Origin of the sequence: Herbaspirillum sp. 1130, from assembly GCF_017833835.1 — a bacterium.
Taxonomy (GTDB): domain Bacteria; phylum Pseudomonadota; class Gammaproteobacteria; order Burkholderiales; family Burkholderiaceae_D; genus Herbaspirillum; species Herbaspirillum huttiense.
In genome coordinates, this window is record NZ_JAFICQ010000001.1 from 144030 (window position 1) to 156403 (window position 12374).

Genomic DNA, 12374 nt, shown 5'->3' on the forward strand with positions numbered 1-12374 from the left:
AGCTTGATCCGATATCTCTCCGATTGCGACAGCGCAAGCCTGCAGGATTACCCGGTCTGTGTGGTCGGCAGCGGCCCCGGTGGCCTCAGCCTGGCGGTGGCCTTGTCGCGCCAGGGCCAGCGGGTGTTGCTGGTCGATGGCGGCGACTGGCGTGAAGAGCAGGTCGACGACGACGCCTACCAGGGCAGCGCCGCTGCGCCACACCCGGCGACCACCGAATACCGCCGTCAGCGTTTTGGCGGCACCACGCATTTGTGGGGTGGCCGCTGCGTGCCGCTGGATCCGGCGGACTTTGCGGCGCGCCCGCACGTCCCGCTCAGCGGCTGGCCGATTTCCTATGAAGAATACGCACGCTATCTTCCGGAAGCGATGCAGTACTGCGATGCGGGCGCGGCTGACTTTACGCCGGCCAGCCTGGCCGGGGGCAATGGTCCGATGTTTTCCGAGCTGCCCCAGCTGCAGGAGGCTCTCACCGAATACATCGAGCGCTACAGTCTGCCGACCGATTTTGCGGCGAAGTTCGCCGATGAACTGAAAGCCTCCGATCGGGTGACCGTGGTACTGCGCGCCCGCTGCACACGGCTGGTGGCCAGCGCCGACGGTTCGCACATCGAGTCCATCGTGCTGCACGATGGCCAGCAGCAGGTCCCGGTGCGGGCAGGACAGTTCGTGCTGGCGGGAGGTGCCATCGAGGCGACCCGCCTGCTGTTGTGTACGCGCGAGGAGCTGCCTGCCTGGCAGCGCTTCGACGGCAGCCTGGGTCGTTATTACGCCTGCCACTTCGACCTGATCTTCGGCGAGATGCGTCTCACCGGCGAGAAGCCGCGTTTCAGTTTCCAGAAGACGCAGGATGGCGTCTATGCGCGCCGCAAGCTGCAGTTCACGCCGCAATGGCAAAACCAGCTGGGTTTGCTCAATTCGACCTTGCGGCTGCATTTTCCTTCCTATGGCGATCCGCGCCATGGCAGTGGCGTGCTGTCGGCGATTTATCTCGCCAAGTCGGTTCTGCCTTCCGAACATCAGGACATTCTCAATCACGGCAGCCAGAGCGCAGCCGCTGATCCACGTCGGCTGGCGCATCTGCGCAACGTGATATTCGATGCGGGTTCGGTGTTCGGCTTTGCCTACGACATGGTGGTCAAGCGCAAGCTGGCCAAGCGCAAGCTGCCTTACACGCTGATCCCCAACCGCAACGGCACCTATCCGCTGGAATTCAACAGCGAGCAGGTGGGCGATGCCGGCAACTGCATCCGCCTGCTCGATGCGACCGACCGCTACGGCATGCGGCGGGTGGATGTTCACTGGCGGCTGACCGCGCAGGATATCGAGTCCGCTATCCAATCCTTCACGACCATGCAGTCGCTGCTGGCCAAGACCCGGCACTGCCGCCTGGACTTTGATCCGGGTGAGCTCCGGGAGCAGGTGACACGCGCCTTGCCCGTGGGCGGGCATCACATCGGCAGCACGCGCATGGGAACGTCGGTGCGTGACAGTGTGGTCGATACCGATTGCCGCCTGCATGGCGTGGACAACCTGCTGGTGCTCAGTTCCTCGGTATTCCCCACCAACGGGCATGCCAATCCGACCCTGAGCATCGTGGCGATGGCCTTGCGGATGGCGGAGCATTTGCGTAGCGGCCAGTGAGCATGCCGGTCTGGATGCCATGTCCGCAAGCGCGAGGACATGCATCCCGGCCGGGTGGAAATGCAGTGAGGAGCAGTGAATCAGTCGGACCAGAGAGGGGACCATAAAACAAGCCGGAGGCTTAGTCACAAGATCTGCAAAAAGCTTCATGTATCCGTTTCCGACAGCGCTTGTCCGGCTGGCGGCAGGGATATCGGGGGGAGGGGCAAAGCAGTCTGAACACCGTAGTGCAACGTTGGCCAGAGAAGTTCATACACGTAATTCCAGCCGGCACGCAAGGGTGCAAGCTGGACTTCACCCCGGGGGGAGTCATGAACAAGGCAGTCCAGACGCTGTATCAGGGGCAGGCGAAGATCGAAGAGCTGGAAAGCATCCGCGGCATGGCCGCCTTATTGGTGGTGTTCTACCACATCCCCAACTGGAACCCGCTGTTTGACATCGGCATCGTCCGCAGCGGCTACCTGATGGTTCACCTGTTTTTCGTGCTGTCGGGCTTCGTGATCTACAACGCTTATGCTGCCAGGATCGGCAGTGCGCAGGATCTGATGCGCTTCCAGTTCCTGCGCTTCGGTCGGCTGTATCCGGTGCACCTGCTCTTCCTGCTGGTCTATGTGCTGTTCGAGGTCGCCAAGTACGTCGGCCAGGCCAGGCTGGGGATCGTCAGTCCCAACTCCCAGCCGTTCCGCGAAAACAGTTTGACGGCCCTGGTGCAGCAGATCTTTCTGGTCCAGGCCATCGGGCCGGCTGGCCATCCCACCAGTTTCAACACGCCGGCCTGGTCCATCAGCGTGGAGTTCTATACCTATCTGATCTTCGGCGCGATCGTGCTGTGCCTGCCACGGATCAAGAACCTGCTGTTTTCCCTGCTTGCCATGGCTTCCTTGCTGATGCTGGTGACCAACGCCACGTTCGGGTTTGGTGATCTGCTGAAGTGTCTGGCGGGTTTCTTCATCGGCTGCCTGACAGCCTTTACCGTTCAACGGTTGCCGCTGGCTTTCCCGCGGGCGCTTTCCCTGATCCTCTTTGCCGCCATCGTCGCGTTTCTTCACTGGAAGACGTCTGAGCGATACGATGCGGTGATCTACCTGCTCAGTGCCTTGCTCATCGCCAGCGTGGTCGCCGTCAAGGATGGTTACCTGAATCGCCTGCTCAACCTCAAGGCGCTGACCTGGCTGGGTGCAGTCTCCTACGCTGTTTACATGTCGCACGTGGCAGTGATCTGGGTACTGAGCCAGGTCATGCGGGTGGTGCTGAAAAAACCGGAAGCCATGATCGGCGAACGAAGCACGCCGCAACTGTCGGTCGTGGAAGTGATCATTGCGTGGGGGCTGCTGATCGCGATCGTGCTGGTCATTTCCGCCCTGGTCCAGCGTTTCGTGGAAACTCCATTGCGCGCCAGATCGCGGCGTCTCGCGGAAAGATGGTGGCGTGCAGAAATACATCCCGCCTCCCGGCAGGTTACATAAACACACAATTTCAGGTCCGCCCGCTTCTGATTTGGCTCGTTATCTGTTCACCACCATCGTGGTCAACGGCGTCTGCTCACGCCGTCACATTCCGCCAAACAAGATCAGGAGCAAGACCATGAAATCCCTACTATTGATCCCGGCACTGGCCGCGGCCTTCGGCCTGAGCGGCTGCGTGGTGACCCCGCCCACGGTACGCCCGGCCTATGTGGCCCAGCCGGCCTACGTTGCGCCGCCGGGGGTGGTGTACGTGCAGCCCACCTATGCTTCGCCCGGTCCGGGCTGGGTCTGGGAATATCACTCCTACTATGGCTGGGGCTGGCATCATCCGCACTACGGCTGGCATCGCGGCTGGCGCTGAGCCAGCACGCTGCACCCGGCAGATGTAAAGACAGCGGCCTCGGCCGCTGTCTTTTTGTTCATCGTTTCACGCCAGCCTGCCGCTCACTCATCCGGCCTGATGCAGTTCCAGCGTCAGATGGCGCAGCTCGCTCACCGCCGCCAGTTTTTCCCGCAAGCGAGCTTCCGTGACGGACTGGCCGCCGGACACGCTCACGATCGCCGCGCGCGCCGCAGGACCGATGCGCCAGACGTGCAGGTCCTCGATGTGCACCGCTTCGTCCGCCAGCGCCTGCTCGATGCGTGCCGCGACCTGTGCATCGGTCACATCCAGCAGCACCGCAGCGCTGCTTTGCAACAGGCTCCACGACCAGCGCGCAATCACCACCGCACCCACCACGCCCATCAGTGGATCCAGCCAGGTCCAGCCCAGGTAGAGGCCGGCCAGCAGGGCGGCAATGGCCAGCACCGAGGTGAGGGCGTCGGCCACCACGTGCAGGTAGGCAGAGCGCAGATTGTTGTCGTGGCCGTCATGGTGATGGCCATGATGGCCGTGATGGTCATGGTGTTCTTGGTGCGCATGCCCGTGCGGATGATCGTGGGCATGCTCGTGTCCATGATGTCCTTCCATGAGCAGCAAGGCGCTGGCGATGTTGACGATCAGTCCGACGATGGCAATCGGGATCGCTTCGCCAAAATCCACCGTGCTCGGACTGGCCAGCCGCCACACTGATTCGCCGCCAATGCCGATGGCGATCACCGCCAGCACCAGCGCCGATGCAAAACCGGCCAGGTCGCCGACCTTGCCGGTGCCGAAGCTGAAACGGCCATCATGCGCGTGGCGGCGTGCAAACACGTAAGCGCCGGCAGCAATGGCCAGCGCGCCGGTATGGGTGGCCATGTGGAAACCGTCGGCCAGCAAGGCCATGGACCCCGTAAAGTAGCCGGCGGCGATCTCGGCCACCATCATCACGGCGGTCAAGGCCACCACCCACAGCGTGCGTCGGGTGTTGCGGTCATGGTTGGCACCCAGATACATGTGCTCGTGGCGGTAAGTGGCGGGACTGGTCATGGCGTCTCCTTCGACTTCATTTGGCATAGCGCCGAATTGCCTCCAGGACTTCTTCCAGTCCCTGTTGGCGTTGTTCATCGGTCAGGCCGGGGGCGGCCACGTGTTCCCGCGCATGCGCCTCGATCAGCTCGTCCATCAGGCCATGCACGGCGCCACGGATGGCTGCCGCCAGATGCAAGGTCTTGGCACAGTCGGCTTCGCCTTCCAGTGCGCGTTCCAGTGCCTGCACCTGGCCGCCGATGCGACGCACGCGCTTGAGCAGGGCATCCGTCTGTTGTGTGAGATGGGCCATATACCATACCCCCCTATCCTATTAAAGGAGGGGATTATAGCGTCATTGCGCTGGACAAGTGCAATTGGCCTTGGAGCAGGGGTACCGGCGCTCTTGTGCTGTGGCAATATGGCTATATGAAGCTTTGTTCATTCAGTTACGCGTAAGCTGGCCGCTATAGCCTCTGGACAATGCGGTGTGTTTCGTCCGCAATCAAACCTGTAGTGGATCAGGTGAAGAAAAGCGGAAAATCCGCGAGGAGACAAGGATGGGGAAGAACAAGGGAGCCGGTGCATCCGCCCGGGCATGGACTGGTGGATTGCCCTGGGTGGCGGGCTTGGTGCTGGGCGGGGCAGGGGCCTTGGCCTTGCATGCGGCCGGTGCCGCGCAATGGCTGAGTGCGCCAGGCTGCAGCGGTGTGGCCGTGGTGCTGGGGCTGGCCGGGTTTGCCCTGGCGCAGCGGCGTGCACAGCCCGGAGAAGGACAACTGGTCGACAAGATCAGCGGCGAGATCGATCACATCATGATCGGGGCGGCGGAGACCTCCTTCTTTGTCGATACCATCAAGACCAAGATCAGCAAGGACGTGGTCGCCGCCGACCGCATCGCGGCCAGTGCCGAGCAGAACGCCGCTACCACTGAACAGATTGCCGCCAATGCCGAGCGCGCCTCGGCCATCGCGGCGGAGGTGCGTACCGAGAGTGTCAGCGGCCGCTCTGAAGTGGATCGCGGACTGCAGCAGATCGGGCAGGCCCGCACGGATGCCTTGTCAGCCTCTTCGATGATGGCGCAGCTGCAGGAAAAGTCGCGCCGCATCCACGGCATCACCGAAGTCATCAGCGAGATCGCGGCCCGCACCAACCTGCTGGCCCTGAACGCCGCCATCGAGGCGGCGCGCGCTGGTGAGCAGGGGCGCGGGTTTGCCGTGGTGGCGGGCGAAGTGCGCCAGCTGGCCCAGCGGACCAAGGAAGCCACGGATGATATCGGCGTGATGGTGCGGGCCATCACCGAAGAAGCCGAGCGCGCGGCGACCGGCATGAATTCGCTCAGCAGCCGGGTGCTGGAGGCGGCCCAGAATGTGGAGAAGGTACACGGCCTGCTCAACAGCATCGAACGCTCTTCCAGCCAGTCGCAGGAGCAGATCGAGGAGATCGCGGTGGCCTCGCGCGAACACGTGCAGACCACGCAGGAGATCGCCGAGGCCATCACCGACATCCGCAACGGCATGCTGCACACCGATCAGGAACTGCCGCGCGTGGCGGCGTCCGCCATGTTGTTGTCAGAGCGTGCCGAAGCGGTGTTCGAAGCCATCATCGATGGCGGCGCCCGCAGCGGACACGACGATATCCGTGTCGCCGCCACGGGTGCGGCGCAGGCCGTAGGCAAGCTGTTCGAGACCGCGATCCGTTCCGGCCAGATCAGTGAGGCGGCCCTGTTCGACCGTACTTACAAGCCTATCCCCAACACCTCGCCGCAGAAGCATTCCAGCCAGTTCGACGGCTTTACCGATCGGGTGCTGCCAGCGATCCAGGAAGCGCTGCTGGCCAGCATGCCGCAACTGGCCTACGCGGGTGCAGTGGACAACAACGGCTACTTCCCGACCCACAACAAGAAGTTCTCTCAGCCCCTGACCGGCGACTACGACACCGATCTGGTCAACAACCGCACCAAACGCATCTTCAGCGACCGCACCGGCAAGCGCTGCGGAGCCAATACCAGGCCCTTCCTCCTGCAGACCTACAAGCGCGACACTGGCGAGGTCATGCACGACCTGTCGGTGCCGATCTACGTGAACGGCAAGCACTGGGGCGGCTTCCGGGTGGGGTATCGCTCCAGCCACGCACCGGCCTCCGGCGACACGGTGCCGGCCAAAACGCCGGTGCCTGCCGCAGCCGCACCCCGGCTGGCGTCCGCGGGCACGCGCGCGCTGCGGCGCTGAGGGCGGGACCTGGCGGGGCCATGCCTCACCCCGTCAGATTTGCTTGACACTCCGTAGAGCTTGATAGACTATTCGACAAGTATTTGCAGTGCAGCATAAACCGCCCGCCAGAAGGCCGCGTTGCTTGTTGCACCATCGCAATGAGGTCAACGTGGCTGTCTTTTTGCGTCTGCGGCCTGCTGTTCAGCCTCGGGGCCGAGGTGCAGCGCGCTTCGCTCCAGCGGGGTGATGACGGCGATGCCTCCGGTTGCCGCATGATGGCTTGCGCTGGTCAGCTCATCCCTGAACTGTTGGCCAGGTGGCTCGTCCAAGCCTCTCATTGCAAGGATGACTGGCGGGGCAATGCGCCGACTGTCCCGCGCCAGGTCTTGTGCGCGGATGAATCTCAATCATTTGATTATGGAGTGTGACGATGGCCACCATCGACGTCTTGTTGCCGGTGAAGAATGGCGTGGATTTCCTGGCAGAGTCCCTGGACAGCCTCAAGGCACAGAGTTTCAAGGACTGGCGTGTCCTGGTGCTGGATCACGGCTCGGATGACGGCAGCGCCGAAATGGCCGCGCGCTATCACGAGGCCGATCCGCGTATCGAACTGCATTCCTTCCCCGAGGCGGATGGCTTGTCCGGCCTGCTCAACAAGGGCCTGGAGATCAGCGATTGCCGCTATGTCATGCGGCATGATGCCGATGATGTCTGCTACCCGGAACGCATGGCGCTATCGCTGGCAGCCTTCGAGCAGGACCGCCAGTGCGTGGCCATCGGTGGCCAGGCCGACGTGATCAATGCCGCCGGCGCGCCGATCGGCGACATGTCGATGCCCATCGGCCGCTTGCGCGTCGGTGCCGCCAGCCTGTTCCGCAATCCGATTGCACACCCCACGGCGATGCTGGATTTCGCCCAGGTGCAGAAGGCCGGCATCCGTTACGGCAGCGATTTCATGGGCGTGTTCGCGCCCGAACAGCAGATGGTCGTCAAGAACCTGGCGGAAGATTACTTCTTGTTCGGGCAGTTGGCCGTGCAGGGCAAGTGCAACAACGTGCCGCACAAGCTGATCAAATATCGTTGGCACGGTAACAACGTCAGTGCGCGTCGCTTCGATGATCAAATGAAAGTCTCGCTGCAGATCTCGCGGTATCTGTCCCGCGCTTTTGCGCAGATGAAGCAGCAGCCTTATTTCGATCCCGCGCCTTTCTGCAATCATGGCGGGATCCTGTTCGAGCTGGAAGGGCGCAGCGATTTCTCGGCGGAATTCGAACGCATGGCAGCCAGCGTACGTGCCGGGTTCGAGGGATCGCCGGAGGTCGAGCGTGAACTGCGTTTCCGCAAGATCGCCGACACCCGCAACAGTGCCTTGCTGCTGTGGCGTTACTTCCTGTTCCAGTCGCGCGAAGTGCCGGAGACCGGCGAGTGGAACGCGATCCGTTCCTGGCTGATTCGCCGCCTGCCCGGCAAGCGCCGCATGAGTGTCCTGCCGGAAGGTGTTCCGGCCTGATGTTGCACCGGGCGGGGCCGCTCCCGCCCGCTCCGTCCCACGCTTCCCGTGAGGATTTCCAAGGATTGAGAAGTCTATGCACGGCTGCCCCCGATTGACTTGTCGCAATAGGGGGGTAAAACCGTTTCATTTCCAAGGCTGATTCGCTTGACCCCGCCAGGCGGCTGATAGATTATGCGCCAAGGGGATGTCCGCCCAGATGGGGCGGGCGACAGATAGCAAGCAGCGCCGCGACGTGCGCTGCGCCAGGGAAGGGAAGACAGTGAAGCCGACGGTACCAGGCAAGGGCGAATCATCCGGCAAGGAGTTCGATTTCAACAGCCGTGATTTCGAGCGAGTGCGTGGCCTGATCTACCAGCGGGCCGGCATCGCATTGGCCGACAGCAAGCAGGAAATGGTTTACAGTCGCCTCGCGCGACGCCTGCGCGCCACCGGCATCACTTCCTTCCAGCAATACCTGGACATGCTGGAGCGCACCCACGACTCCGAAGAGTGGGAAGCCTTCACCAATGCGCTGACCACCAACCTCACCTCGTTCTTCCGCGAGGCGCACCATTTCCCCATCCTCGCCGACTTCCTCAAGACCCTGAAGGAACCCGCGACCATCTGGTGTTCGGCTGCCTCCACCGGAGAAGAACCCTACACCATCGCCATGACCGCCTGTGAAGCCTATGGCTCGATGACGCCGCCCGTACAGATCGTGGCCACCGACATCGATACCAACGTGCTCGCTACCGGTGCCAATGGCGTCTATCCCATGGAGCGCATCGAGAAGATGTCGCCCGAGCGCGTCAAGAAGTTCTTCCTGCGCGGCAAGGGCAGCCATGAAGGCTACGTGCGCGTGCGTCCCGAATTGCGCAAGCTGATCACCTTCAAGCAACTGAACCTGCTGGGCGATGGCTGGCCTCTCAGCGGCCAGTTCGACGTGATCTTCTGCCGCAACGTGATGATCTATTTCGACAAACCTACCCAGAGCAAGATCCTGTCCCGATTCGTACCCTTGATGAAGCCTCACGCCTTGCTGTTCGCCGGCCACTCGGAGAACTTCCTGTATGTCTCCGACGCCCTCAAGCTCAAGGGCAAGACGGTCTATGAGCTCAATGCCAACCAGCGCGTCGCGAGGGCCAAGCCATGAGCCACGCCTCGGAGCAGATTGCCACCAATCTCTACTACGACCGCACTTTCGATTGCGATGCGGCCAAGATCCTGCCGGGCGAGTTCTACTTCACCAGCAAGGACATGATGATCGTCACCGTGCTGGGCTCCTGCGTCTCGGCCTGCATCCGTGACCGCGTCTCCGGCATCGGCGGCATGAATCACTTCATGCTGCCCGATGGCGGCGGCGACGATGGCAGCCCGGTGTCGGCCTCGGCGCGCTACGGCACCTATGCCATGGAAGTGCTGATCAACGAAGTGCTCAAGTCCGGCGCGCGGCGCGAGAACCTGGAGGCCAAGGTGTTCGGCGGCGGCAACGTGCTGCGCGGCTTCTCGGCCATCAACGTGGGCGAGCGCAATGCCGAATTCGTGCGGCGCTATCTGAAGGCCGAAGGCATCCGCGTGGTTGCCGAAGACCTCAATGACATTTATCCGCGCAAGGTGTACTTCTTCCCGCGTACCGGCAAGGTGCTGGTCAAGAAGCTGAAACAGATGCACAACGACACCCTGGTGAACCGCGAAAAAGCCTACGCCAGCAAGCTGGTCACCAAGCCGGTCGGCGGCGAGGTGGATCTGTTCTGATGGGGCAGGGTGGACAACGACACCCGAGGCATCTCAGGGCAACCTGCAACATTGAGTTTGAGTGATTGAGTGATTGAGTGATGAAAATTAAAGTTCTTATCGTCGACGATTCGGCACTGATCCGCAGCGTGATGCGCGAGATCATCGGCAGCCAGCCGGACATGGAAGTGGTCGGCGTGGCGCCGGACCCGATCATTGCCCGCGAGCTGATCAAGCAGACCAATCCGGACGTGCTGACGCTGGACGTGGAAATGCCGCGCATGGATGGCCTGGATTTCCTGGAAAAGCTGATGCGCCTGCGCCCCATGCCGGTGGTGATGGTGTCCTCGCTGACCGAGCGCGGCTCCGAAATCACCCTGCGTGCGCTGGAACTGGGCGCGATCGACTTCGTGACCAAGCCCAAGATCTCGATCCAGAGCGGCATGCAGGAATATGCCGACATGATCGCCGACAAGATCCGCGCCGCCGCCAAGGCGCGCGTGCGCGCCCGTCCGTCGCGCGCCGCCGAGCAGGCGACCACGCCCGGCGAGGTCTTGCCGCAGATCCGCAATCCGCTCACCAGTAGCGAAAAACTGATCATCATCGGGGCCTCCACCGGCGGCACCGAAGCCATCAAGGAATTCCTGATCCGCATGCCCTCGGATTGCCCGGGCATCCTGATCACCCAGCACATGCCGGAGGGCTTTACGCGCTCCTTCGCCCAGCGCCTCAACAACCTGTGCAAGATCTCGGTGGTGGAGTCGGCCGGCAACGAACGCGTGCTGCCGGGCCATGCCTACATCGCGCCGGGCCACTCGCACCTGAAACTGGTGCGCAGCGGTGCCAACTACATGACCCAGCTCGACCAGGGCCCGCCGGTGAACCGGCATCGCCCTTCGGTGGATGTCCTGTTCCAGTCGGCCGCTACCTGTGCCGGCAAGAACGCGGTCGGCGTGATCCTGACCGGCATGGGCAAGGATGGTGCCCAGGGCATGCTGGAGATGCGCAATGCCGGGGCCTACAACTTTGCCCAGGATGAAGCATCCTGCGTGGTCTTCGGCATGCCGCGCGAAGCGATTGCCATCGGGGCCGCGCACGAAGTGCTGTCGCTGCAATCCATGCCGGGCCGGGTGCTGGCGTGGCTGGCAGAACACGGAAGCCGCGCATTGCGCGTATGAAGCATTTTTCAGCGCTTATTGTTCTGCCAATTTTGTTTTGCTGCACTACAATGCGTTGCAGATAAGAGGCAGCATGGGCTCTCCCGCCCGTGCTGAGGTAAAAAAGAGAGGTCGGTTCAAGTTCGCTGCGCAACTTGCCGATAATCAAGAATTCAATTGTTCAGATGGAGTCTTAGCATGTCGGGTCCCAATACCAAGTTCTTAGTCGTCGATGACTTTTCGACCATGCGCCGCATCGTGCGCAACCTGCTCAAGGAATTGGGCTACACCAACGTGGACGAGGCCGAAGACGGCGTGCAGGCGCTGCAGAAACTGCGCAGCGACCAGTTCGACTTCGTCGTCTCCGACTGGAACATGCCCAACATGGATGGCCTGACCATGCTGCAGGAAATCCGCAAGGATCCGGCCCTGTCCAAGCTGCCCGTGCTGATGGTGACGGCCGAAGCCAAGAAGGAAAATATCGTCGCCGCCGCCCAGGCCGGTGCCAATGGCTACGTGGTCAAGCCTTTCACCGCGGCGACGCTGGATGAAAAGCTGGGCAAGATCTTCGAAAAAATGGCCGCAGGTGGCTGAGGTGGACAACGCCGCTCATCCTGCTCGCACGCCCTCCGCCGAGGGCACCGGGGTCAACGACGAGGTGCTGGTCCGTATCGGCCACATGACGCGCAACCTGCACGACAGCTTGCGCGGCCTGGGCTTCGACCGGCTGCTGGAAAAAGCCGCCAGCGACATGCCGGACGCGCGTGACCGCCTGGAATACGTGGCCCGCATGACCGAACAGGCCGCCCAGCGCGTGCTCAACGCTACCGAACTGGCGAGCCCGCTGCAGGAGCGCATCAATGAAGGTGCCAGCGAGCTCAAGGCGCAATGGGATGCGGCTGCTACCGGCAGTTTTGCCGAAGCCGATGTCCGCGCGCTGGCGGCGAAGACCTCCGCCTTCCTGGCCCAGGCCAGCGAAGACAGCAGCGTCACCAAGCAGCAACTGCTGGACATCATGATGGCGCAGGACTTCCAGGATCTGACCGGCCAGGTCATCAAGCGCGTCACCAAGCTGGCGCACGACCTGGAATCGCAACTGGTGCAGCTGCTGGTGGACTACGCGCCCACCGAGACCAAGCGCGAGGATACGGGACTGCTCAACGGTCCCCAGATCGATCCTGCCGGCAAGGATGTCATCGCCAACCAGGGGCAGGTGGACGACCTGTTGGAGAGTCTGGGCTTCTGAAGCCGGTTTCTCCGCATCTCCCGACCCGGATA

At 62.4% G+C, this 12374-nt stretch carries 12 protein-coding genes; 10 read left to right on the plus strand and 2 right to left on the minus strand.

The window, feature by feature from the left end; genetic code table 11:
• Positions 1 to 3: 3 nt before the first annotated feature.
• From JOD78_RS00710 to JOD78_RS00720, 3 genes are all read left to right on the plus strand, one after another.
• Positions 4 to 1644, plus strand: a complete 1641-nt coding sequence (locus tag JOD78_RS00710) for a GMC oxidoreductase (RefSeq protein WP_209569107.1) — start codon at positions 4 to 6, stop codon at positions 1642 to 1644.
• Between the two features lie 170 nt (positions 1645 to 1814).
• Positions 1815 to 3110 carry an acyltransferase gene (locus JOD78_RS00715; protein ID WP_209569105.1) on the plus strand — a complete coding sequence of 432 codons (1296 nt, stop codon included), beginning with the start codon at positions 1815 to 1817 and terminating at the stop codon, positions 3108 to 3110.
• A gap of 118 nt (positions 3111 to 3228) precedes the next feature.
• A complete protein-coding gene (locus JOD78_RS00720) occupies positions 3229 to 3471 on the plus strand; it encodes a hypothetical protein (protein WP_034330072.1) in 243 nt (80 codons plus the stop codon).
• Between the two features lie 87 nt (positions 3472 to 3558).
• Here JOD78_RS00720 and dmeF read toward each other — a convergent pair whose 3' ends face one another.
• Both dmeF and JOD78_RS00730 read right to left on the minus strand, forming a co-directional pair.
• Positions 3559 to 4521, minus strand: a complete 963-nt coding sequence (gene dmeF / locus JOD78_RS00725) for a CDF family Co(II)/Ni(II) efflux transporter DmeF (RefSeq protein ID WP_121039695.1) — start codon at positions 4519 to 4521, stop codon at positions 3559 to 3561.
• Positions 4522 to 4537: 16 nt separating this feature from the next.
• A complete protein-coding gene (locus tag JOD78_RS00730; RefSeq protein WP_034330055.1) occupies positions 4538 to 4813 on the minus strand; it encodes a metal/formaldehyde-sensitive transcriptional repressor in 276 nt (91 codons plus the stop codon).
• Between the two features lie 247 nt (positions 4814 to 5060).
• On the opposite strand from JOD78_RS00730, the gene JOD78_RS00735 reads away from it, so the two are divergent.
• The 7 genes from JOD78_RS00735 to cheZ all read left to right on the plus strand — a co-directional run bounded on the left by JOD78_RS00735 (position 5061) and on the right by cheZ (position 12342).
• Positions 5061 to 6731, plus strand: a complete 1671-nt coding sequence (locus JOD78_RS00735) for a methyl-accepting chemotaxis protein (RefSeq protein ID WP_204725388.1) — start codon at positions 5061 to 5063, stop codon at positions 6729 to 6731.
• 412 nt (positions 6732 to 7143) lie between these two features.
• Positions 7144 to 8223 carry a glycosyltransferase family A protein gene (locus tag JOD78_RS00740; protein ID WP_121039707.1) on the plus strand — a complete coding sequence of 360 codons (1080 nt, stop codon included), beginning with the start codon at positions 7144 to 7146 and terminating at the stop codon, positions 8221 to 8223.
• Positions 8224 to 8485: 262 nt separating this feature from the next.
• Positions 8486 to 9358, plus strand: a complete 873-nt coding sequence (locus JOD78_RS00745; protein ID WP_034329518.1) for a CheR family methyltransferase — start codon at positions 8486 to 8488, stop codon at positions 9356 to 9358.
• Positions 9355 to 9960, plus strand: coding sequence for a chemoreceptor glutamine deamidase CheD (gene cheD / locus JOD78_RS00750; protein WP_039788508.1), 606 nt, complete (start codon positions 9355 to 9357; stop codon positions 9958 to 9960). The genes JOD78_RS00745 and cheD overlap by 4 nt, the downstream gene beginning before the upstream one ends.
• Positions 9961 to 10040: 80 nt before the next feature.
• Positions 10041 to 11117, plus strand: a complete 1077-nt coding sequence (locus JOD78_RS00755) for a chemotaxis response regulator protein-glutamate methylesterase (RefSeq protein WP_121039710.1) — start codon at positions 10041 to 10043, stop codon at positions 11115 to 11117.
• Positions 11118 to 11294: 177 nt separating this feature from the next.
• On the plus strand, positions 11295 to 11690 hold the full coding sequence (gene cheY / locus JOD78_RS00760; protein WP_006712751.1) for a chemotaxis response regulator CheY: 396 nt from the start codon (positions 11295 to 11297) through the stop codon (positions 11688 to 11690).
• Positions 11683 to 12342: a protein phosphatase CheZ gene (gene cheZ, locus JOD78_RS00765; RefSeq protein ID WP_121039713.1), complete on the plus strand. Its 660-nt coding sequence runs from the start codon at positions 11683 to 11685 to the stop codon at positions 12340 to 12342. Before cheY ends, cheZ begins: the two co-directional genes overlap by 8 nt.
• Positions 12343 to 12374 lie beyond the last annotated feature (32 nt).